We start from the raw sequence: 22775 nt of genomic DNA, 5'->3' as shown, positions 1-22775 counted from the left end.
AGCATCACTGCGGTGTGACTGATACACCGAGGTGCCTGCATCGCAGGCAAGCCAGCTCCCACATTCAGACCTTGCTCGGCTTTAGATCGCGGCGTTCTACCGGGCCGGACCGCGCCTCAATCTGCTCCTTGAGGTCATGCCGCAACCCCAGCACAAACGCCAACTCCGCCACCACAAACAACGGCCCCACAATCAATCCCGACACGTCATCCACAAACGCGGGCTTCCTGCCCTCGTAATAGTGCCCGACAAACTGAATCGCCCAGCCCACCACAAACATCCCGATGCCGCTGCCCAGCCACACCGCTGTGCTCTGCGCCGCCAGCGCATGCCCGGCCCACACCGACAGGCCCATCAACACCGCCATCAGCACGCCCAGCGCCAGTTCCAGGCGCAAGTAAAACCATGCCGAAAACAGCGCGAGTAGCACTGCCGGAGATATCCACAGGCTACCGACGGCCCATTCGGGGCGCGACAACAGCACCGCCACGGCGACCACGATTAACGGGATGCCGACAAAGTGGCTGGCGATATTGCGCGGGTCGCGGTGGTAGGCGGCGTATTGACTGAGGTGCTCGACGAGGCTTTTCATTGTTGTTCCTCCTGTAGGATGCTTGATCATGCCCTGCCAGCCTGTGACTGACTGTCAGCTGGGCGACAATCTTCGGAGTTCGCATGGACACAGAGAAATGGCGCTCGCAGCTGTCCAGCGGTCATTGGTTCAGCCACTTGCCTGCCTCTTTTCAGCATAGCCTGCTGGCCAGTGCCCGGCAGCGCCAGCTGGCGGCGGGGCAATACCTGTTCAAGCGCGGCGACCCGCCCTGTGGCCTGTATGCGGTGCTCGACGGCACGCTGCGCATCAGCGCGGTGAACGAACACGGTAAGGAAGCGCTATTGAGCCTGGTAGAGCGGCCGTATTGGTTTGGCGAAATCTGCCTGTTCGACAGTTTGCCGCGCACCCACGACGCCTGCGCCGTGGGGCCGTGCACGCTGTTGCAGGTGCCGCAGCAGGCGTTGCTGAACATCCTTGATGAGTACCCGCAATACTGGCGCGACCTGGCCTTGCTGATGAGCCAGAAACTGCGCCTGAGCTTTATCAATATCGAGCACCTGAGCCTGATGCCGGCCTCGGTGCGGCTGGCGCACCGTTTACTGATGATCGTTGAAGGTTACGGCGATACCGAGCACTCAAAACGTGTGCTGCAACTGCCCCAGGAAGATTTGGCGGCGATGTTGAGCTTGTCACGCCAGACCACCAACGCCTTGCTCAAGGACCTGCAAGCCCAGGGCGTCGTGCGCCTGGGCTATGGGGAAATTGAAATCCTCGATGCTCATCGCTTGCGTGAGGCGGCGCAGACCTGAGGGTGATAGCCTGCAAACCTGATCAATCGAGGTGTGTTATGCGCGTGCTGTTAGTGGAACATGAAACCGAAGAGGCACAGCGGATGGCCCGGGGTTTGAACGAGGCCGGCTACACCGTGGAGGTCGCAGCCAATGGCATGGCGGCGTTGCGCTTCGTGGAGAGTACCGAGTACGAGCTGGTGATTCTGGATGTGATGTTGCCGGGCTTGAACGCCTGGAAGTTGCAGCAGGCTATTCGGTTGAAGGGCGAGACGCCGGTATTGTTCCTGACCACGCCGGGCGGGATTGAAGACCGGCTGCGCGGGTTGGAATTGCATGAAGATGATTATTTGCTCAAGCCCTTTGATGCCAAGGCGCTGGCGGCGCGGGCAAGAAAGTTACTGCGCCGCGATCGTGGGCGCTGATTGATCCAGGACTTGCATGGCCTGATCCACCGTCTTCGCGAGCAAGCCCGCTCCCACCTTTTGATTTGTTAACGCAGTCAAATGTGGGAGGGGGCTTGCCCCCGAAGAGGCCCTACCTAACGCAACCCATCCCGAAACTGCCCCGGCGTCATCCCCGTCCAGCGCTTGAACGCCCGATTAAAACTGCTGGTATCGGCAAACCCAAGCAAGTGGCTGATCTCGGCCAATGAGCACTGCGGATCCCGCAAGTGCAGCAGCGCGAGATTCTCCCGACATTCATTGAGCAACGCGTCAAACCGGCAGCCCTCATCCGCCAGATGCCGTTGCAAGCTGCGCAAACTCAAATGCAACGCCTGGGCGATCCGCTCGGCACTCGGCTCACCCTCCGGCAATTGCGCCTCGATGGCCGCGCGCACCTTGCGCTCCCAGGTCAGCGGTTGCAGCTGGGCGAGGGTGCGTTTGAGCACGGTTTCATTGTGTTCGGCCAACTCCGGGTTGGCGTCATCCAAGTGGCTGTCGAAGTCCCGCGCGGCAAACTCCAGGCGGTCTTCCTCGGCGCCAAAGAACACCGGTGCGCGAAACACCGTGTGCCACGGCGTGGGATCGGCCGGCTCCGGGCGCTGCAGGTACACCGCCAGCGGCGCGTACTCACGGCCCAGCCGATTTCGGCAGGTGCGCACATAGATCGCTGCAAACGCATCAATCGCTTCCAGCGCCGGTGCCGGGCTGCCGACGGGTTGCAGCAGGCGAAAGCAATAGCGCTCGCCCTCTCGACTAAGCTCCAGCGTCAGCGCATCGCTGACCACTTGGTGATAACGCACGATCCGCTCGAACACCTCGCGCAGGCTGCCGCTGGCCACCAACGCATAACCCAGCGCATGAAAGGTGGTCGGGCTGACAAACCGCGACACCCGCAAGCCGATGGCCGGGTCGCCGCTGGCCTGCACGGCCAGTGCCCATAACCGCGTGGTGGCCGACAACGGATAGCGCGCGTTGGGGTCGTCCATCTGCTGCGGGTCGAGCCCGGCTTGCGCGCACAGGGCGGCGCTGTCGAGGTCCAGGGCGTCGAGCTGCTTGCGCAGGGCGCGGGTCCAGCTGGCGAGGGAAGTGGCTTCGGGCATGGCGATTGGCGCTTGCGGTCAACAGGTTGGCGTGTGGGGCTGATGCCCTGGCGCACCGCTTGGGCCAGGATGCATCAATCAATAACCAAGAGGATGGAAGCATGGACGGTACTTCTGCAAGTCCCCAGCAGATGAACGCACAACAGCGTTCAGCGCATATCCGTGACGTGGTGCTCGCCGAAGGGGCCAGATTACGCCAGCAGCACCCCTGGCTGCGGCACCAGGACGCCCTGGGCGCGGGCATTCTGGCGTTTGCCTTGCTGGGCATGCTCGGCTCGGCGGCGCTCTACATCACCGGCCACATGGCGTGGTGGGTATGCCTGCTGCTCAATGCCTTCCTCGCCTCGCTGACCCACGAGCTGGAACACGACCTGATCCACAGCATGTACTTTCGCAAGCAACGCCTGCCCCACAACCTGATGATGGGCCTGGTATGGCTGGCGCGGCCGAGCACCATCAACCCGTGGATACGCCGGCATCTGCACCTCAATCACCACAAGGTGTCCGGCACCGAGACCGATATGGAAGAACGCGCCATCACCAACGGCGAGCCGTGGGGCCTGACGCGGTTGCTGATGGTGGGTGACAACTTCATGTCGGCGTTCATCCGCATGCTGCGCGCCAGGACCTGGAAGCACAAATTCAACATCCTCAAGCGCTCGCTGTTGGTGTACGCGCCCTTGGCGCTGCTGCATTGGGGCGCGTGGTATGTGTTTTTGGGCTTTCATGCGGCCAATGGTGTCGCCAGCCTGATGGGCGCGCCGATCGCCTGGTCAGCCGGCACCTTGCAGGTGATGCAAGTGATCGACATCGCCGCCGTGGTGATCATTGGCCCCAACGTGCTGCGCACCTTCTGCCTGCACTTTGTCAGCTCCAACATGCACTACTACGGTGATGTGGAGCTGGGCAACGTGATCCAGCAAACCCAGGTGCTCAACCCCTGGTGAATGTGGCCGCTGCAAGCCTTTTGCTTCAACTTTGGCAGCACCCATGGCATCCACCATTTTGTGGTGAAAGAGCCGTTTTACATTCGCCAGATGACCGCCAGGGTGGCGCACAAGGTGATGCGCGAGATGGGCGTGCGCTTCAATGATTTCGGCACGTTTGCGCGGGCCAACCGGCTTGGCTTTCCACCGCAAGAAGGGTTTCGGTCAGCGCCTTCGCCGCAGGCGACAAACGCACCCCAGCGCGGCTGATCACCCCGCTGCGGTTGTTCAAATTGTCCAGGGCGTGCGGCAGGTTGCGCCAGTGCAGCACCTGCAAGTCGCCTCGGGCGAACGCGTCGACGAAGGCCTCTTCAGTGCCCAGGCCTATGGCGTCGGAGTGGCGCACGATGTGGGTCAGCGCGGCGAACTGCTCAAGTTCGATGGCAGGACTGAAGTCGATGCGTCCGCTCAGGTTGGCCAGCAGTTTGCGAATGCCGGGTGCGATCAACGGCGTGGCCAGCGGGTAGTCGAACAGGTCGTTGGTGGACAGGCTGTCCTTGGCCAGCAGCGGGTGCCCGTTGCGGCAGAAAAAGACGCTGCGCCGAGGCCTAAGGGCTTGGGTGTGGAAGTTAGGGTCGGCTTCGAAATGGCGCACATCGGCGATAAAAAATTCGATTTCTTTGCGACTCAGGCTGCGCCCGAGGTGTTCCCAGTTAGCTACCTGCAACACACTGCGGACCTTGGGGTAGACGCCGATAAAGCGTGCCAGCGCCTCGGGCACCAAGTTGACGGCCGCCACCGCATCGCTGCCAAACCGCACTTCGCCGGCATCGAGCTTGGTCATGCGCGTGACTTCATGGCTAAGCAGCGCCGCGCCTTGCACCAGGCTCAGCGCGTGTTGCAGTACCACCTGGCCTTCCGGGGTGGGGCGCAGTTCTTTGTGGGCGCGGTCCACCAGCACGCAGCCGAATTCCTGTTCCAGGGCCTGGATGCTGCGGCTGAAGGCGGGTTGGGTGATACCCATGGCGTCGGCGGCGCGCACGAAACTGCGGTGCACGTTAAGAGCGATGAAGTAGCGCAGTTGGCGAAGGTCCATGGTGTGCCCGGAGTCCTGTGAAAGAACGCCGATTTTAAGGTGACTCCTTATTCCGTCAATGAAGCATTATTGTTTCGATTAGATCTTAAATGCATATCTATAGAGCGGGCGCGGCGCGATAGGTGGCCGGGCTGAAGACCCGTGTCACCAGCAGCATCGCCACCGCGGTCACCGTCAGCACCACCCAGGCGCTGACAAAGCCGCCGGTGAGTTGGCGCAGCCAGCCGGTGAGCCACGGTGAAATTGCGTTGATCAGAAAGCCCACGCCTTGCACGAAGGCGGCCAGTTGCCCGGCCTGGCGTGGGTCGCGGTGATGGTCGAGGGTCAGCAGCAGGCTCAGGGCGAAACACGCGCCCAGGCCGAAGCCGCACAGCGCCACCCACAGGTGCGGATAGTCCAGCGGCGCGATGATCAGGCCCAGATAGCCGATGGTTTGCGCCAACAGGCTGATGCCCAGCAACGGACGACGGTCGACACCGCGTTGCGCCAGCACCGGCATCAACAGCGCGGCGATCACCTGGAAGATGGTCATGAAGGCCAGCAACGAACCGCTCGGCAATACGCCCCAGCCCAGTTGCTGATAGTACGCAGGCAGCCACGCCACCAGGCTCATGTAGCCGCAGTTCACCAAACCGAAATACAGCGCCAGCAGCCACGCGCGACGATTGCGCAGGCCTTTGAATGTGGGCGCCATGTGAGGATTGCGCGGCGCACCCAACGGCAACCAGGCCCACAACAGCAACGCCCCCAGCGCCGGCAACAGCCACACGCCCAACCCCGCCTGCCATTGCTGGAAATGCGTGGCCACCACCGGGCTGAGCAGTGCGGCCAGCCCGCCGCCGGCCATCAACGACGCTGAATACACACCCATCGCCACCGGCACACGGTGATGGAATTCACGCTTGATCATCGCCGGCACCAGCGCCTGGATCAGCGCCACGCCGGCGCCGCCGAGCAAGGCCGTGACCAGCAATGCCGACGCCTGGCCCATCAACCCGCGCGCCAGGCACGCCAGCAAAATCATCATCAAGCCCAGGGCGATACCGCGTCGCTCGCCCAGTCGCGCCTCCACGCGTACGCCGACCAGCGCCACCAGGCCCATGCACACCACCGGCAGGCTGGTGAGCAGGGCGCTGCTCTGGAAACTCAGGCCCGTGGCCTGGCGAATCTCGCCTAGCAACGGGCTGATGGAACTGAGGATCGGCCGTAGGTTCAGGCCAAGCACGACCAGCAGGCCCCAACCGGCGAGTCTGCTCATGAATGAAGGGTTGAGCGGCATGCAGGACCTTTTCGGTGTGCAAAAGAAGCAGGAAGTATGGGCAGCTCGCGAGGTATTCTGAAATTAAATATAACCATGCCAATCAGTGGCAAACGCAATGGTGAGGCGCCATGTTCGACCCCGTGTTGTTACGCAGTTTTGTCGCCGTGGTGGATTGCGGCAATTTCACCCGCGCGGCCGAGCGCCTGCACGTGACCCAGTCCACCGTGAGCCAGCAGATCCGCCGCCTGGAAGAGGCCGTGGCGTGCCAGTTGCTCGACCGCGATCAGCGCCGCGTGGTGGCCACCGCCGAGGGTGAGCGCTTGCTGGCGTACGCGCGGCGCATCCTCGCGCTGCATGAAGAGGCTGCCGACGTGCTGATCACTCAGCAAAGCGACGGCGTGCTGCGCCTGGGGGTGCCAGAAGACTTTGCCGCTGAACGGCTGATGCCGTTGCTGTCGTCGTTCGTGGTGGCCTACCCGCGCGTGCGCCTGGAAGTCACCAGCGGCCTCGGCCCGGAGCTGCAGCGTCAATACCGTGCAGGTGAGTTCGACGTGTTGCTGGTCAAGCAAATGGGTGACAGCGACGACTGCCTGGCGTCGTGGCCGGAGCCGCTGTGCTGGGTCGACAGCCGCAGCATGCCGTCCCTGGGCCGCGACCCGTTGCCCCTGGTGGCGTTTCCGGTGGGCGGGTTGTATCGCAATGAAATGCTGCATCACCTGGAAGTGGGTGGCTGGCGCTGGCGCATCGGCTATTCCAGCGCCGGCCTGGCCAGCGTGTGTTCGGCAGTGGCGGCGGGGCTCGGCATCAGCCTGTTACCACGCCGGGTGGTGCAGCCTGGGCACGTGGTGCTCGGCGAGGACAGTGGGTTGCCCACGGTGCAAGGCGTGCGCCTGGCGTTATACGGCCGCAGCGGGTTGGGCGCAGCCGGGCAGACGTTGCAACGTCAATTGCTCGAGTTATGCGCCAACAGCCCAGCGTAAAGCTGTCGCCGAGCGCCGCGTTCGTGGCGAGCGGGCTTGCCCCGCGTTGGGCTGCGTAGCCGCCCCAAAACCTGCCAAACCGATATGCCTGACGGCGCGTTATCTCCCAGTGGGTCTGCTGCGCAATCCAACGCGGGGCAAGCCACCCGCCACAATCGATGCCTTCACTGAATATTTTTTATGCCTGAAAAGCATCGAAAAACAGCACCTTCGCCACAGGCCGCGCAGGCCGTGGCTTTGGCGTTTCAGGATGTTTCTCATATTCAATTTAGATCTATGTATAACTTTAAAGATTACTTTAAGAGATAAGCGTCTGGCCCCGATGATTCAGCCCTCGACGGCCGCCAAGGCAGGCCTGTCGGTTTTTTTGTGTGAAGACCGTAGGGAGTGAATCAATGGGCAATGTCCAGACCGCCGCCAGTGCACCCGAGGCGCAATGGCGCCTGGCACCGGGTGGTGAGTTGGTCGACCTTGGCCGGCCGCATCGGGCGCCGTTGGGGCAGTTGCGTTTGCAGAAAACCCCGAAGCGCTTCTCGAGCCGTCGCGAAGGGCTGCTGCTCGGCTTGCTGGTGTTGGCGCTGCACGGTGCGGTGATCTATTGGGTGAGCCAGAAGCCGACGCCGGTATTGCCGATTGTGCCGCCGGAAATCCCGCCGATGACGATCGAATTTTCCCAGCCGGCGCCGCCGGTGGTTGAACCGCCACCGCCCGTGCCGCCGCCACCACCTGTGGTCGAGCCACCGCCGCCGGTGGTGGATGAGTTGGCCGCCAAGCCGGCGCCGCCAAAACCGATTCCCAAGCCTAAACCCAAACCGGTGCCCAAGCCCGAGCCCAAGCCTGCACCCAAACCGGTCGAGCAACCGCCCGCGCCACCTACGCCGGCGCCACCTGCACCGCCCGCGCCAGCCGCGCCACCGTCGCCGGCCCCGGTTACACCCGCTTCGGCGAACGCCGCGTACCTGAAGAACCCGGCGCCGGAGTACCCGTCACTGGCCCAGCGTCGCGGTTGGGAAGGCACGGTGTTGCTCAGGGTGCATGTGTTGGCCAGCGGCAAGCCGGGCGAGATTCAGATCCAGAAAAGCAGCGGTCGCCAGCAACTCGATGACGCCGCACTGACCGCCGTGAAGCGTTGGAGCTTCGTGCCGGCCAAGCAGGGCGATGTGGCTCAGGACGGCTGGGTCAGCGTACCGATCGATTTCAAGATTCACTAACTATTCGGCAGCGGTGTGTTGGACACGCCGCGACCTGCACAGAGGGAAAACATCATGGCATTAGCATCTCCAGTTGAATCCATCGAAAGCGCGGTGATCTGGCTGCTGGTGGCCTTTTCGGTCGCCACCTGGGGCTTCGCCTTGCTCAAGGGCGTGCAGTTTGGTCGCCTCAAGGCCCAGGATCGCAAATTCCACAAACAGTTCTGGGCGGCGTCGAGTCTCGACTCGGCTGCTGAACTGGCCGAAACCCAGCCCGGCGCCGCAGCGCGCGTGGCCCAGGCCGGTTATGCCGCGATCCAGGTCGGTGACGCGCCACACGCCGCGGACCTGAGCCAGGCCATCAACCACCAGGACCGCCTCGAACGCGCCCTGCGTCAGCAGATCGTGCGTGAGCGTCGCTCGCTGGAAACCGGCCTGGCCGTGGTCGCCAGTATCGGCAGCACCTCGCCGTTTATCGGCCTGTTCGGCACCGTGTGGGGGATCATGGAAGCGTTGAAAGGCATCAGCGCCGCCGGCTCCGCCAGCCTGGAAACCGTGGCCGGCCCGATTGGTGCGGCGCTGGTGGCCACCGGTGTGGGGATCGCCGTCGCGGTGCCGGCGGTGCTGGTCTACAACTATTTCCTGCGCCGCCTGAAGCTGACGGCTGCTGACCTGGATGACTTTGCCCACGACTTCTACAGCCTGGCGCAGAAAAACGCCTTCCGCGTGCTGCTGCACCCTGCGCTGACCAAAAGCGCGGCTGGCAACCCGCAAAAAGTGAAGGAGGCGTCCTGAGATGGCCTTCTCCACGCAAGACAGTGACGAGGTGCTGAGCGAGATCAACGTGACGCCGCTGGTGGACGTGATGCTGGTGCTGCTGGTGGTGTTTATCGTCACTGCGCCGCTGTTGACCAACGCGATCCCGATCAACCTGCCCAAGACCCAAGCCGTGGCGCCGGTTGAGCAAAAGGACCCGCTGGTGGTGAGTATCGACGGCGCCGGCAAACTGTTTATCAACAAGGACGAAATCCAGCCGGACCTGCTGGAGTTCAACCTGCAGGCGGCCAAGGCCAAGGACCCCGATGTGCGGGTGCAACTGCAGGCTGACAATGGAGTGAACTACGGCGAAGTGGCGCGAGCCATGGCGTCTATCGAACGCGCGGGGATTACCAAGTTGTCGGTGATTACTGCACGTTAGTTTCAAATGCCTCGACAATTTTTTGGCCGTTTCCTTGGCAGGGTGCGGCCTTTTTTTTTGCCTGGAATTCCGTTGAAGCTCGATGTGAAATGAGGTCTATGTGGGAGCGGGCTTGCTCGCGAATACGGTGGGTCAGTAGCAGATGCGCCGACTGATGCACCGCATTTGCGAGCAAGCCCGCTCCCACATTTTGATCTGCGATGGGTTTGAGATTTTGGTTATTAATAAATAGCTTCTTATTCCTTAACGAATATAACCCCCGTCCCTATACTGGTCAGCAACGTTAAACGCTGCAGGAGGGCACACCCATGCACAGCGAGTCGATTCGTTATCTGATCGTGCCGGGCTGGCAAGGATCGCCAGAAGATCATTGGCAAACCCATTGGCAGAACAGCCTGCCCAACAGCGCGCGGGTGGAGCAGGCCGATTGGCTGACACCACGTCGCGAAGACTGGGTGGCCGCACTCGCCGAGGCCATCGCCGCCGACAGCACGCCGGTGATCCTGATCGCCCATAGCCTGGGCTGCATCACCGTCGCGCATTGGGCCGCTACTGCGCCGGTGCACTTTTTGCGTCAGGTCCGCGGCGCTTTGCTGGTGGCTCCGGCGGATGTCGAACGCCCGGCCTGTTCACCGGCCTTGCGCAACTTCGCGCCGATCCCGAGCGACCTGCTGCCGTTTCCCAGCCAAGTGGTCAGCTCCGACAACGACAGCGCGGTCAGCGCCCCGCGGGCCCTGGAACTGGCGCGCAATTGGGGCGCGGAGGCCGGGATTCTGTCCGGCGCCGGCCATATCAATGTGAAGTCCGGCCACCAGCGCTGGGAGCAGGGCTTCGCCTACCTCTATCGCCTGCAAAACCGCCTCGAGCACCACGCCCGGCGTACTGCCTGAACATTTTTCAACGCCCCGTCCCTGAGTGGATTGGGGGCGGGAGCCTGCCATGAGTCATGAAACCTTCGGCCAGCCACTGCTGACCTTCCCCGACGCCGAAAAAAGCCCGCTGAGCATCCGCGCCAAGGCCCTGGTGTTTGTCGACCCGCGCTCGCGCCAATTGCGTGAAGACCTGGAAAGCCTGGCGCCACGCGCCTTGCCGGTGTTGATTCGCGGTGAGACTGGCAGCGGCAAGGAGCTGCTGGCGCGGCATATTCACCGTGGCAGCGACCGCACCGGGTTGTTTGTCTCGGTCAACTGCGGCGCGATCAGCCCCACTTACGCCGATGCCGAGCTGTTTGGCTACGCGGCCGGCAGCCACAGCGGCGCGGCGAGCAGTCGGGCCGGGTGGTTCGGGTCGGCCAACGGCGGCACCTTGTACCTGGATGAGATCGGCGACTTGCCGTTGCCGATCCAGGTGAAATTGCTCGCCGCTCTGGAAAATCACGAAGTCACCCGCGTTGGCGCCCACCAGCCCAGCCCGGTGGATGTGCGCCTGGTTGCGGCGACCAGCATCGACCTAGCCCAGGCCGTGGCGGCGGGCAAGTTTCACGAGCGTCTGTTCCATTATCTGAGTGAAGGCCAGCTCGACCTGCCCGCTCTGCGCGAGCGCGTGGGCGATATTCTGTCGCTGGCTGAATATTTTCTCGGCATCTACAGCCAGCGCCTGGACCTGCCGGTGCCGCTGATCAGTGATACCGCCCAGCGTGTGTTGGAACTCCACAGCTGGCCGGGCAATACCCGCGAGCTGGAAAACGTTATTCACTTTGCGTTGCTGGTGAGCAGTGGTGATGAGATTTTGCCCGAACATCTCAACCTGCCGGTGGCGGGCTCGCCACTGGAACAGGTGCAGCGGATCTTCGCGAGTGCCAGCGCCGCCGAGCGGCAAACCTTGCTCAGCTTTCTAAATGAACAGCAGCTACATGAGCAAAATGGAATATCAAAGTGAATAAAAGATATTGTTCGGGAATAAAAAATCTAGGTATTGTCCACTCCACGCCGCGATAGCACTTCGCTGGCACACCATAAAAACGGTCGTCAGAGACGCCCCGGAATTTCGATAAGGACACTGCATGAAAAAGGTTCTGTTGTTTACCGCACTGGCGGCTGCCCTGACTGCAAGCTTCGCCCAGGCCAACGAGAAACTGGTGGTTGCCGCCACGCCGATCCCGCACGCCGAGATCCTTGAGCTGGTCAAACCGACCCTGGCCAAAGAAGGCGTGGACCTGGAGATCAAAGTATTCACCGACTACGTGCAACCGAACGTGCAAGTGGCTGAAAAGCGTCTGGACGCCAACTACTTCCAGACCCTGCCGTACCTGGAAAACTTCAACAAGGGCAAGGGCACCAACCTGGTCACTGTGGTCGGCGTGCACGTTGAACCTTTCGGCGGTTACTCGAAGAAGATCAAGAACATTTCCGAGCTCAAAGATGGCGCCACCGTGGCCATCCCGAACGAAGGCTCCAACAGCGGCCGCGCCCTGTTGCTGCTGCAAAAAGCCGGTGTGATCACCCTCAAAGACCCAAGCAACGCCCTGGCCACGCCGAAAGACATCGCCAGCAACCCGAAACACCTGAAATTCAAAGAGCTGGAATCGGCGCTGTTGCCTCGCGTGCTGGACCAGGTTGACCTGGACTTGATCAACACCAACTACGCCTTGGAAGCTGGCCTGAACCCAGCCAAAGACGCGCTGATCATCGAAGACGCCAAGTCGCTATACGTGAACTTCCTGGTGGCACGCCCGGACAACAAGGACAGCGACGCTATCCAGAAGCTGGCCAAGGCCCTGACCAGCCCTGAAGTCAAAGCGTTCATCGATTCCAAGTACAAAGGCGCTGTCGTACCGGCGTTCTGATGTAAACCAAACCCCCTTCAAGGTTTGAACGCCGACGGCTCACATAGCGTCGGCGTTTTTTTATGCCTGGAATTTGGAATGCAATAAATGTGGGAGGGGGCTTGCCCCCGATAGCAGTGGTTCAGTCAATGCATCTGTGCCTGACATACCGCTATCGGGGGCAAGCCCCCTCCCACATTTGATTTGCGCAGGCTTACATGTTTTGTGTGTGGATCGCCCGGCGCAACGCCATCAGCCACTTCACCAGCTCCTGCGGATCAATCGGCTTCACTTCGTTCATGGTTCAATCCCTCGAATCTCAGACCCCCCAACCATAGCCGTCACCCGGACAACCCGCGAATCCGGCGGTTATCTTTTTGGGTGATATCAATATGCTATTTGGGTATTTAAATTTTACTTTTTATACCTTTAAAGTTCGCGCTACCCGGCGTTACCCACGCCGGATCGGACTGCGCCCGCTGCATTACCCTTGCGGCGTCATGGACTCAAGATGACCTTCGATTTCGCTTTTATCCTCAGCACTTTGCCGGCGTTTCTCAGCGCCGTGGGGGTGACGCTGCAAGTAGGCCTGATCGCCATTGCCACCTCGTTGCTGGTGGCACTGATCAACGCGGCGCTGCTGGTGTTTCGCACGCCGTACCTGTCGCGCCTGGTGGCGCTGTATGTGGAGCTGGCGCGCAACACGCCGCTGCTGATCCAACTGTTCTTCGTGTACTTCGCCTTGCCGGCGCTGGGGTTCAATATCTCCGGGTTCTGGGCGGCGATCATCACCATGACCTTCCTCGGCGGCGCCTACCTCACCGAAGTGCTGCGCGCCGGTGTGGAGGCGGTGCCGCTGGCGCAGATCGAGTCGGGCAAGTCCATCGGCCTGTCCGACTGGCAGCTGCTGCGCCATGTGATCCTGCCTCAGGCCGGCATCCTCAGCCTGCCGGCGCTGTTCGCCAATTTCATCTTCCTGCTCAAGGAGACCACGGTGGTCTCGGCCGTGGCGGTGCCGGAGATTCTCTACACCACCAAGAGCTACATCGCGCTCTACTACAAAACCTACGAAATGCTCGCCGTGCTGACGCTGATTTGCGTGCTGTTGTTTTTGCCGCTGTCGCTGCTGCTCAGCCGCCTGGAAAGGAGGCTCCAGCATGGCCAGTTCGGGTCTTGAGTTGTTGTGGGTGTCGTTGCCGCAACTGGGCAAGGGCGCTGCGCAGACGCTGTCGATTTCATTTTTGAGCATTGCCTTCAGCACCGTCGGCGGCGTGCTGTACGGCGTGCTGCGCACGCTGAATAACACGCTGATCAACGCAGTGTTGCGGGTGTACCTGGAGCTGTTCCGGGCGATTCCGGTGCTGGTGTGGTTGTACCTGCTGTTTTTCGGTTTGCCGATTTTCTTCGGCCTGAGCATTCCGAGTTTCTGGTGCGCGGTGCTGGTGCTGTCGTTGTGGGGCGCCAGCGAGGTCGGCGAAGTGGTACGGGGCGCGCTGCACTCGCTGCCGCGTGGCCAGCGCGAGGCCGGGTTGTCGATTGGCCTGTCCGACCCGCAGCTGTACGGCTACGTGTTGCTGCCCCAAGCCCTCAAGCGCATGACGCCGCCAACCATCAACGTCTACACGCGCATCATCAAGACCAGCTCGCTGGCGGTGCTGATCGGCGTGGTGGACGTGATCAAGGTCGGCCAGCAAATCATCGAGCGCACCTATGAGTCAGTACTGATCTACGGCGTGCTGTTCCTGTTTTTCTTCTTTATCTGCTACCCGTTATCAGCCGCCTCCAAGGTGCTGGAACGGCGCTGGGCCCAAGCATGAGCGCATTGATCGAGTTCCAGGCTTTCAACAAATTCTTCGGCGAGCAGCAGGTGCTCAAGGGCATCGACCTGAACGTGCAAAGCGGCGAAGTGGTGGTGATCCTCGGCCCCAGCGGCTGCGGCAAAAGCACCTTGCTGCGCTGCCTCAACGGCCTGGAAGTGGCGCACAGCGGCAGCCTGCGTTTTGCCGGCAAAGAGCTGCTGGATAAAAATACCGATTGGCGCCAGGTGCGCCAGGACGTGGGCATGGTGTTCCAGAGCTACCACTTGTTCCCGCACATGAGTGTGCTCGACAACATCCTGCTTGGCCCGCTGAAAGTGCAAAAACGCGCGCCTCGCGAAGCCCGTGCCCAAGCGGAAAAATTACTCGAACGCGTTGGCCTGGCCGACAAGCGCGACGCTTTCCCACGCCAGCTGTCCGGTGGTCAGCAGCAACGCATCGCCATCGTCCGTTCGCTGTGCATGAACCCGCAAGTGATGCTGTTTGACGAAGTCACCGCCGCCCTTGACCCGGAAATGGTCAAGGAAGTGCTGGAAGTGATTCAGGGCCTGGCCCGCGACGGCATGACCTTGTTGATCGTCACCCATGAAATGGCCTTCGCCCGCGCCGTCGCTGATCGCGTGGTGTTCATGGATGCCGGTCGCATCCTCGAACACAACACCCCCGAAGAATTCTTTACGAACCCGCAAACCGCACGCGCGCAGCAGTTTCTGGAGAAGTTCTCCTTTGTTTCAACACTGCCCAAGAAAACCAAGGAATTGGAGCTGATATGAAAAAACTACTGCTGCCACTGTTGGCCGTCGCCTTACTGGCCGGCTGCGATAAAAAGGCCGAAGAGCCTGCCAAACCCGTCGCTGCTGCCAGCTACATCGACAAGATCAAGGCGCGCGACAAGCTGATCGTCGGCGTATTCACCGACAAGCCGCCGTTCGGTTTTGTGAACGAAGCCGGTCGTTACGTCGGTTTCGATACGGATATCGGCCGTCAATTCGCCAAGGATTTGCTGGGCGATGAAAACAAGGTCGAGTTTGTCGCCGTCGAGCCGGCCAGCCGTATTCCGTTTCTGCAGAGCGACAAGGTCGACCTGATCCTTGCCAACATGACGGTAACGCCGGAGCGCAAGGAAGCGGTGGACTTCACCAACCCCAACCTGAAAGTGGCGGTGCAAGCCCTGGTGCCGCAGGACAGCTCGGTGAAAAGCCTGGATGACCTGGCCACCCGCACCACCATCGTCACCACCGGCACCACCGCCGATATCTGGCTGACCAAAAACCACCCGGACTGGAAACTGCTCAAGTTCGAGAAAAACTCCGAGTCGCTGCAGGCGCTGTCGGCCGGGCGTGGCGATGCGTACGCGCAAGACAACCTGGTGCTGTTCAGCTGGGCCAAGCAGAACCCGGGCTACCGCGTGCTGGAAGAGAAACTCGGTGATGAAGCACCGATTGCGCCGGCCGTGAAGAAGGGCAACATCGAACTGCGCGACTGGGTGAATACCGAGTTGGCGAAGTTGGGCGAGGAGAAGTTCCTGCTCAAGCTGTACGACCAATATGTGCGTAAAGAGCTGAGCGATGACACCAAGCCTGAGAGTGTGATTGTTGAAGGCGGTAAGTGGCAGGGTTGATCCCGCGCTGACTGTTCTACCGCTATCGCAGGCAAGCCAGCTCACACCTTTGAGTGTGTTCGCAAATCAAAATGTGGGAGCGGGCTTGCCCGCGAAGAGGCCAGTGCAGTCACTGCACCTACTCCGGCCAATACCACGTTCTACTGCTATCGCAGGCAATCCAGCTCCCACCTTTGACCGAGTTCCAACCTTGAAATGCAGGCTAATGTGGGAGCGGGCTTGCCCGCGAAGAGGCCGGTGCAGTCACCACTTATTCCGGCCAATGCCACGTTCTACCGCTATCGCAGGCAAGCCAGCTCCCACCTTTGACCGAGTTCCAACCTTGGAATGCAGGCTAATGTGGGAGCGGGCTTGCCCGCGAAGAGGCCAGTGCAATCACCACTTATTCCGGCCAATGCCACGTTCTACCGGTATCGCAGGCAAGCCAGCTCCCACCTTTGAGTGTGTTCGCAAATCAAAATGTGGGAGCGGGCTTGCCCGCGAAGAGGCCGGTGCAGTCACTGCACCTACTCCGGCCAATGCCACGCCGGCGCATCCAACATCCCTTGCCCCACAATCCGCGTCTCGCCCATCACCTTCTCCAACACAATCGAATTACACCCTTCATCCTGTTGCAACGCTGCGATCAACCGGCTGGCATGCGACACCACCCACACCTGGCAATGCTGGGACGCCTGGATAATCAAACGCGCCAACGCCGGCAGCAAATCCGGGTGCAAGCTGGTTTCCGGCTCGTTCAGTACCATCATGGTCGGCGGCCGCGGCGTGAGCAGCGCCGCGATCAGCAATAGATAACGCAAGGTGCCGTCCGACAGCTCGGCCGCCGACAACGGCCGCAGCAAGCCTTCCTGATAAAACTCAATCGCAAAGCGCCCGCCCTGCAGCGGCTGGATATTCAGGCGTGCACCGGGGAATGCATCGCTGACCGCACGCTGTAAGGCCTCGGGGTCGCCGATTTCGCGGATGGTCTGCAACGCCGCCGCCAAATCGCGCCCGTCGTGATGCAACACCAGCGTGCGCGTTCCTAATTGTGGTTGGCGAACGGGCGCGTCCACATCGCTGCGAAAGTGATCATAAAAGCGCCAGCCACGGATGCTTTCGCGCAGCAACAACACCTCCGGCGAGCCGCGCAGGCTGCCGACCTGATCGAACAGGCTGTGGTAATCGGGTGTGTGCTGGGCCAGTACATCCCAGTTGCGCCCCTCACGTGCCCGAACCATCGGCCCGGAGCGCTGCACCAGCAGGCTGGCGGGGCGATAGAGGTGGCCGGCCCAGATGCATTCTTTTTTTATTTCGGGGTCCAGGGAGAAATAACTGATACCGGGTGACGGCAACCCCATGGAGATGGCGTAGCTGAAATCTTCCCCGGCAAATCCCAGGCGCAGACGCTTCACGTTCTGGCGGGTGGTGGCTTGTACGGCGACTTCGCCCTCACGCATGCGCCGGCTGATGGTTTCCGGCCCGGCCCAGAAGGTCGAGTCCAGCCCGCCTTCACGGGCCAGCGCATTGATGACGCCGCCTTGGGCGGTTTCCGCCAGCAGGCGCAAGGCGCGGTACAGGTTGGACTTGCCGCTGCCATTGGGGCCAGTGACCAGGTTCAGCCGGTCCAGGGGCACCACCAATTTATTGATCGAGCGGTAATTGGCCACCGCCAGGGTTTTCAACATAGGTATTCAGTCGACGTGGGAACCATTGGAGTATGGGATCCTCCATGCAGATAAGGAACCCTGATCTAAGCTCACAGTCGCATACACACTGGCAAGTCGGCATCACGCAAAAGGAGCCTGCATGGGCGGTCGCACTTCGATAGTTTTACTCAGCCTTGGCCTCTTGGCGCTGCTGAGCGGCTGTGGTCAGGAAAAGGCCGAGCCCAAGGAGCATTCGCGGGTTTTTGTGCAGACGGTGCAGCCGGCGGATTTCGCCGCGGCCGTCACCCTGACCGGCGATATCCAGGCCCGTGTGCAAACCGATTTGTCCTTTCGCGTGGGTGGCAAAATCATCCAGCGCATGGTCGACGTGGGTGACCGCGTGACCGCCAAGCAAGTGCTGGCCAAGCTCGATCCCAAGGACCTGCAGACCAACGTCGATTCCGCCCAGGCCCAGGTTGTGGCCGAGCAGGCACGCGTCAAGCAAACCGCCGCCGCCTTCGTTCGCCAGGAAAAACTGCTGCCCAAGGGCTACACCAGCCGCAGCGAATACGACGCCGCCCAGGCCGCGCTGCGCAGCAGCCAAAGCGCCCTGGCCGCCGCGCAAGCCCAGCTCGCCAACGCCCGTGAACAACTCGGTTATACCTCGCTGATCGCCGATGCGCCCGGTGTGATTACCGCGCGCCAGGCGGAAGTTGGACAGGTCGTGCAGGCCACCGTGCCGATTTTCAGCCTGGCCACCGATGGCGATCGCGATGCGGTGTTCAATGTCTATGAATCGCTGCTGGTAGAGCCGCCGCCGGATGCACCGATCACGGTCAGCCTGCTGGATAACCCGAACATCAAGGCCGTGGGCAAGGTTCGCGAGGTCACGCCGGCGGTGGCGGCCAATACCGGCACCGTGCAAGTCAAGATTGCCCTGCAATCGCTGCCCAAGGGCATGCAACTGGGCTCGGTGGTCAGCGCCACCGCCAATGGCCCGGCCAAGGCCAGCATCGAGCTGCCGTGGTCGGCCTTGACCAAAGACCTCAACGAACCCGCCGTGTGGCTGATCGACGGTGACGGCAAGGCGCAATTGCACAAGGTCAGCGTGGCGCGTTACCTCACCGGCAAAGTGATTATTGGCGACGGGCTCAAAGGCGGCGAAAAAGTCGTGGTGGCCGGCGGACAATTGTTGCACCCCGGCATGCTGGTCGAGATCGCCCAGCAAGGAGCCCAGCCATGAAGCGCCTGACGGCTCTGCTCGCCGCCAGCCTGTTGTTGGCCGCCTGCTCCAAGAAAGAACCGCCGCCCGAGCCCGTGCGCCCGGTGTTGTCGATGGAAGTCAAAGCGGAAGACCAGGAAAACCTCGGCCGCTTCGCCGGGACCATCCAGGCCCGCTATGAAAGTAACTTGGGCTTTCGCGTACCCGGCCGTATCGCCCGCCGCGCGGTGGACGTGGGCGCCGAAGTGGAGAAGGGCGCCTTGCTCGCCGTGCTCGATCCCACCGATCAGCAAAACCAATTGCGCGCCGCCCAGGGCGATCTTGCCCGCGTGCAGGCGCAGTTCATCAACGCCCAGGCCAACGCCCGCCGTCAGCAGGAATTGTTCAACCGTGGTGTCGGCGCCCAGGCTCAACTGGACGTGGCCCAGACCGACCTGAAAACCACCCAGGCCACCCTCGACCAGGCCAAGGCTTCGGTCAACCAGGCCAAGGACCAGCTCAACTACGCCGAACTGCGCACCGACCACGCCGGTATCGTCACCGCCTGGAACGCCGAGGCTGGCCAGGTCGTCAGCGCCGGCCAGCAAGTGGTGACCCTCGCGCGCCCGGACATCAAGGAAGCGGTAATCGACCTGCCGGCTGGCCTGGCTGAGCGCCTGCCCACCGATGTGGTGTTTGTGGTCGCAGGCCAACTCGACCCGAGCGTCAACACCACTGCCATCGTGCGTGAAATCGAGCCTCAGGCCCAAAGCGCCACGCGCACCCGTCGTGCGCGATTGACCCTGACCGAAACACCGCCAGCCTTCCGCCTGGGCACCGCTATCAGCGTGACCTTGAGCACCGCCATCGCACCCCGTATCCAACTGCCGGTGAGCGCCTTGCAGGAAGTTGACGGCAAGACCCGCATCTGGCTGCTCGACACCCACAGCCAGACCGTGCAGCCGCGTGACGTCACGGTGGTCAGCCGCGATGCCGACAGCGCCGTGCTCAATGGCGGCGTCAAACCCGGCGAACGCATCGTCACCGCTGGCGTGAACAGCCTGAAACCCGGGCAAAAAGTCAAAATCGACGAGGACAGCCCGCGATGAAAGGGAGCTTCAACTTATCCGACTGGGCCCTCAAGCATCAGTCCTTCGTCTGGTACCTGATGTTCGTCGCGCTGCTGATGGGCGTGTTCTCCTACATGAACCTTGGCCGCGAGGAAGACCCCTCGTTCACCATCAAAACCATGGTGATCCAGACCCGCTGGCCGGGCGCGACCCAGGAAGAAACCCTCAAGCAGGTCACTGACCGCATCGAGAAAAAACTCGAAGAACTCGACTCCCTCGACTACGTGAAAAGCTACACGCGGCCGGGCGAGTCCACGGTGTTCGTGTTCCTCAAAGACACCACCAGCGCCAAGGCGATTCCGGATATCTGGTACCAGGTGCGCAAGAAGATCGATGACATTCGCGGCACCTTCCCCCAAGGCTTGCAGGGGCCGTCGTTCAACGATGAGTTCGGTGACGTGTTCGGTTCGGTCTACGCGTTTACCGGTGATGGCCTGTCGATGCGCCAACTGCGTGACTACGTAGAGCAAGTGCGCGCCGAGATCCGCTCGGTGCCGGGCCTGGGCAAGGTCGAGATGATCGGCCAGCAGGACGAAGTGATCTACCTGAATTTTTCCACGCGCAAACTGGCAGCGTTGGGGATTGACCAGCGCCAGGTCGTACAAAGCCTGCAGTCGCAGAACGCGGTGACCCCGGCCGGGGTAATCGAGGCCGGGCCGGAGCGGATTTCGGTGCGCACCTCGGGGCAATTTGCCTCCGAAAAGGACCTGGCCAACGTCAACCTGCGCCTCAATGACCGTTTCTACCGTTTGGCCGACATTGCCGACATCAGCCGTGGCTATGTCGACCCGGCGCGGCCGATGTTCCGTTTCAATGGCCAGCCGGCGATTGGCTTGGCCATCGCCATGCAGAAGGGCGGCAATATCCAGTCATTCGGCAAGGCCCTGCACACACGCATGGATGAGTTGACGGCTGACCTGCCGGTGGGCGTGGGCGTGCACAAAGTCTCCGACCAGGCAGAAGTGGTGGAGGAGGCCGTCGGCGGCTTTACCAGCGCGCTGTTTGAAGCCGTCATCATCGTGCTGGTGGTGAGCTTTATCAGCCTTGGCATGCGTGCCGGGTTGGTGGTGGCGTGCTCGATTCCGTTGGTGCTGGCGCTGGTGTTCGTGTTCATGGAATACAGCGGCATCACCATGCAGCGCGTGTCGCTGGGCGCGTTGATCATCGCCCTCGGCCTGTTGGTGGACGACGCGATGATCACCGTGGAGATGATGATCACGCGCCTGGAAAAAGGCGAAACCAAGGAACAGGCGGCGACCTACGCCTATACCTCGACCGCGTTCCCGATGCTCACCGGCACGCTGGTAACCGTCGCCGGCTTTGTGCCTATCGGCCTCAACGCCAGCTCGGCGGGCGAGTACACCTTCACGCTGTTTGCGGTGATTGCCGTGGCGATGCTGGTGTCGTGGGTGGTGGCGGTGCTGTTTGCGCCGGTGATTGGCGTGCATATCCTCAGCGCCAACGTTAAACCCGAAAACAAAGAGCCTGGGCGCATCGGTCGCGCGTTCAATGGCGGCATGCTCTGGGCCATGCGCAACCGCTGGTGGGCCATCGGCATCACCGTGGGGCTGTTTGCGGCGTCGGTGTTCTCCATGCAGTTTGTGCAGAACCAGTTTTTCCCGTCATCGGACCGCCCGGAAATTCTCGTCGACCTCAACCTGCCGCAAAACGCCTCGATCAACGAAACGCGCAAGGCGGTCGACCGCCTTGAGGCGATCATCAAGGACGATCCGGATATCGCGCGCTGGAGCACCTATATCGGCCAGGGCGCGATTCGTTTCTACCTGCCCCTCGACCAGCAATTGGAAAACCCCTACTACGCGCAGTTGGTGATCGTCAGCAAAGGCCTGGAAGAGCGCGGCGCGTTGATTGCGCGCCTGCAAAAACGCCTGCGCGATGACTTTGTCGGCATCGGCAGCTATGTGCAGCCACTGGAAATGGGCCCGCCGGTTGGGCGGCCGATCCAGTATCGCGTGTCTGGCAAGGACACCGACCAGGTGCGCAAGCACGCCATTGAACTGGCGACCTTGCTGGATAAAAACATTCACCTGGGCGAGATCATTTACGACTGGAACGAGCCGGGCAAAGTGCTGCGCGTGGACATCGCCCAAGACAAGGCGCGGCAATTGGGGCTGTCGTCGGAAGACGTGGCGCAGTTGATGAACAGCGTGGTCAGCGGTGCTTCGGTGACCCAAGTGCACGACGATATCTACCTGATCAACGTGGTCGGCCGCGCCGAAGATGCCGAACGCGGCACCCCGGAAACCTTGCAGAACCTGCAGATTGTCACGCCCAACGGCACCTCGATTCCGTTGCTGGCCTTCGCCACCGTGCGGTATGAGCTGGAACAGCCGCTGGTGTGGCGTCGCGACCGCAAGCCAACCATCACCGTCAAGGCTTCGGTGCGTGATGAGATGCAACCGACCGACCTGGTCAAGCAACTCAAGCCCGAAATCGACACGTTCAGCGCCGGCCTGCCGGTGGGCTACAAAGTCGCCACCGGCGGCACCGTCGAGGAAAGCGGCAAGGCCCAAGGCCCTATCGCCAAAGTGGTGCCGTTGATGCTGTTCCTGATGGCCACGTTCCTGATGATCCAGCTGCACAGCGTGCAGAAGATGTTCCTGGTGGCCAGTGTCGCGCCGCTCGGGCTGATCGGCGTGGTGCTGGCGCTGATCCCCACGGGCACGCCCATGGGCTTTGTGGCGATCCTTGGCATCCTGGCGCTGATCGGCATCATCATCCGCAACTCGGTGATTCTGGTGACGCAGATCGATGCCTACGAGCGCGACGGCTACACGCCGTGGGATGCCGTGGTGGAAGCCACCGAGCACCGGCGCCGTCCCATCCTGCTGACCGCTGCGGCAGCCAGCCTGGGCATGATCCCGATTGCGCGGGAAGTGTTCTGGGGGCCGATGGCCTACGCGATGATTGGCGGGATCATCATCGCCACCTTGCTGACGCTGTTGTTCCTGCCAGCGCTTTATGTGGCCTGGTACAAGATTCGCGAGCCGAAAAAAGAACAGGCCTGACCCTCGGCGCCTTCCTGCAAGGATGTGGGAAGGCTCCTGGAAACACT

21 protein-coding genes and 1 pseudogene are annotated in these 22775 nt (G+C 61.7%); 17 read left to right on the top strand and 5 right to left on the bottom strand.

Translation table 11 applies throughout. The features are described from left to right. Positions 1–64 precede the first annotated feature (64 nt). The gene (locus tag ACM530_RS08780) at positions 65–592 is read right to left on the bottom strand and encodes a DUF962 domain-containing protein (protein WP_416364607.1); all 528 of its coding nucleotides are present in this window, start codon (positions 590–592) and stop codon (positions 65–67) included. A gap of 83 nt (positions 593–675) precedes the next feature. On the opposite strand from ACM530_RS08780, the gene ACM530_RS08775 reads away from it, so the two are divergent. Continuing rightward, complete coding sequence (locus ACM530_RS08775) at positions 676–1362, top strand: Crp/Fnr family transcriptional regulator (protein WP_416364606.1); 687 nt, start codon at positions 676–678, stop codon at positions 1360–1362. Between the two features lie 38 nt (positions 1363–1400). After that, a complete protein-coding gene (locus tag ACM530_RS08770; RefSeq protein WP_119738264.1) occupies positions 1401–1766 on the top strand; it encodes a response regulator in 366 nt (121 codons plus the stop codon). A 116-nt stretch (positions 1767–1882) separates the two neighbouring features. Here the strand turns inward: ACM530_RS08770 and ACM530_RS08765 are convergent, their stop codons facing one another. After that, positions 1883–2887 carry an AraC family transcriptional regulator gene (locus tag ACM530_RS08765; protein WP_145159709.1) on the bottom strand — a complete coding sequence of 335 codons (1005 nt, stop codon included), beginning with the start codon at positions 2885–2887 and terminating at the stop codon, positions 1883–1885. A 101-nt stretch (positions 2888–2988) separates the two neighbouring features. On the opposite strand from ACM530_RS08765, the pseudogene ACM530_RS08760 reads away from it, so the two are divergent. After that, positions 2989–4083: pseudogene (locus ACM530_RS08760) on the top strand (fatty acid desaturase). Here the strand turns inward: ACM530_RS08760 and ACM530_RS08755 are convergent. Both ACM530_RS08755 and ACM530_RS08750 read right to left on the bottom strand, forming a co-directional pair. Then, positions 3974–4909: a LysR family transcriptional regulator gene (locus ACM530_RS08755; RefSeq protein ID WP_416364605.1), complete on the bottom strand. Its 936-nt coding sequence runs from the start codon at positions 4907–4909 to the stop codon at positions 3974–3976. The pseudogene ACM530_RS08760 and the gene ACM530_RS08755 sit on opposite strands and share 110 nt — an antisense overlap. 97 nt (positions 4910–5006) lie before the next feature. Then, positions 5007–6188 carry a CynX/NimT family MFS transporter gene (locus ACM530_RS08750; protein WP_416364604.1) on the bottom strand — a complete coding sequence of 394 codons (1182 nt, stop codon included), beginning with the start codon at positions 6186–6188 and terminating at the stop codon, positions 5007–5009. Between the two features lie 110 nt (positions 6189–6298). Between ACM530_RS08750 and ACM530_RS08745 the strand changes: the two genes are divergently transcribed. From ACM530_RS08745 to ACM530_RS08695, 11 genes are all read left to right on the top strand, one after another. Next, positions 6299–7150 (top strand): LysR family transcriptional regulator, encoded by an 852-nt coding sequence (locus tag ACM530_RS08745; protein WP_262208169.1) that lies wholly within the window; start codon positions 6299–6301, stop codon positions 7148–7150. A gap of 395 nt (positions 7151–7545) precedes the next feature. Then, on the top strand, positions 7546–8361 hold the full coding sequence (locus tag ACM530_RS08740) for an energy transducer TonB (RefSeq protein ID WP_416364603.1): 816 nt from the start codon (positions 7546–7548) through the stop codon (positions 8359–8361). A gap of 51 nt (positions 8362–8412) precedes the next feature. After that, a complete protein-coding gene (locus tag ACM530_RS08735) occupies positions 8413–9135 on the top strand; it encodes a MotA/TolQ/ExbB proton channel family protein (RefSeq protein WP_145160395.1) in 723 nt (240 codons plus the stop codon). A gap of 1 nt (position 9136) precedes the next feature. Beyond that, positions 9137–9538 carry an ExbD/TolR family protein gene (locus tag ACM530_RS08730; RefSeq protein WP_145159738.1) on the top strand — a complete coding sequence of 134 codons (402 nt, stop codon included), beginning with the start codon at positions 9137–9139 and terminating at the stop codon, positions 9536–9538. Positions 9539–9846: 308 nt separating this feature from the next. Next, entirely contained in the window at positions 9847–10428 is a 582-nt protein-coding gene (locus ACM530_RS08725) for an alpha/beta hydrolase (RefSeq protein WP_119738240.1), read from the top strand. 49 nt (positions 10429–10477) lie between these two features. Further along, on the top strand, positions 10478–11416 hold the full coding sequence (locus ACM530_RS08720) for a sigma 54-interacting transcriptional regulator (protein WP_416364602.1): 939 nt from the start codon (positions 10478–10480) through the stop codon (positions 11414–11416). 124 nt (positions 11417–11540) lie between these two features. Continuing rightward, positions 11541–12323, top strand: coding sequence for a MetQ/NlpA family ABC transporter substrate-binding protein (locus tag ACM530_RS08715; protein ID WP_416364601.1), 783 nt, complete (start codon positions 11541–11543; stop codon positions 12321–12323). 490 nt (positions 12324–12813) lie between these two features. Continuing rightward, positions 12814–13479 carry an amino acid ABC transporter permease gene (locus ACM530_RS08710; RefSeq protein ID WP_106577379.1) on the top strand — a complete coding sequence of 222 codons (666 nt, stop codon included), beginning with the start codon at positions 12814–12816 and terminating at the stop codon, positions 13477–13479. Beyond that, a complete protein-coding gene (locus ACM530_RS08705) occupies positions 13460–14119 on the top strand; it encodes an amino acid ABC transporter permease (RefSeq protein ID WP_032884905.1) in 660 nt (219 codons plus the stop codon). The genes ACM530_RS08710 and ACM530_RS08705 overlap by 20 nt, the downstream gene beginning before the upstream one ends. Continuing rightward, a complete protein-coding gene (locus ACM530_RS08700; RefSeq protein ID WP_416364600.1) occupies positions 14116–14892 on the top strand; it encodes an amino acid ABC transporter ATP-binding protein in 777 nt (258 codons plus the stop codon). The genes ACM530_RS08705 and ACM530_RS08700 overlap by 4 nt, the downstream gene beginning before the upstream one ends. Then, positions 14889–15740, top strand: coding sequence for a transporter substrate-binding domain-containing protein (locus ACM530_RS08695; protein WP_416364599.1), 852 nt, complete (start codon positions 14889–14891; stop codon positions 15738–15740). The genes ACM530_RS08700 and ACM530_RS08695 overlap by 4 nt, the downstream gene beginning before the upstream one ends. A 506-nt stretch (positions 15741–16246) precedes the next feature. On the opposite strand, the gene ACM530_RS08690 is transcribed toward ACM530_RS08695, so the two are convergent. Next, entirely contained in the window at positions 16247–17407 is a 1161-nt protein-coding gene (locus ACM530_RS08690) for an AAA family ATPase (protein WP_416364598.1), read from the bottom strand. Between the two features lie 121 nt (positions 17408–17528). Between ACM530_RS08690 and ACM530_RS08685 the strand changes: the two genes are divergently transcribed. From ACM530_RS08685 to ACM530_RS08675, 3 genes are read left to right on the top strand one after another with little or no spacing between them, the layout of a single operon-like run. Beyond that, positions 17529–18611 (top strand): efflux RND transporter periplasmic adaptor subunit, encoded by a 1083-nt coding sequence (locus tag ACM530_RS08685; protein ID WP_145159750.1) that lies wholly within the window; start codon positions 17529–17531, stop codon positions 18609–18611. Then, positions 18608–19678: an efflux RND transporter periplasmic adaptor subunit gene (locus ACM530_RS08680; protein ID WP_242201423.1), complete on the top strand. Its 1071-nt coding sequence runs from the start codon at positions 18608–18610 to the stop codon at positions 19676–19678. Before ACM530_RS08685 ends, ACM530_RS08680 begins: the two co-directional genes overlap by 4 nt. Then, positions 19675–22728, top strand: coding sequence for an efflux RND transporter permease subunit (locus ACM530_RS08675; RefSeq protein WP_416364597.1), 3054 nt, complete (start codon positions 19675–19677; stop codon positions 22726–22728). Before ACM530_RS08680 ends, ACM530_RS08675 begins: the two co-directional genes overlap by 4 nt. Positions 22729–22775 lie beyond the last annotated feature (47 nt).

It is taken from the genome of Pseudomonas sp. NFX183, assembly GCF_047943075.1.
Taxonomy (GTDB): Bacteria; Pseudomonadota; Gammaproteobacteria; order Pseudomonadales; family Pseudomonadaceae; genus Aquipseudomonas.
Note: the sequence above shows the minus strand (reverse complement) of the source record. Positions and strands in the feature narration are given on the sequence as shown.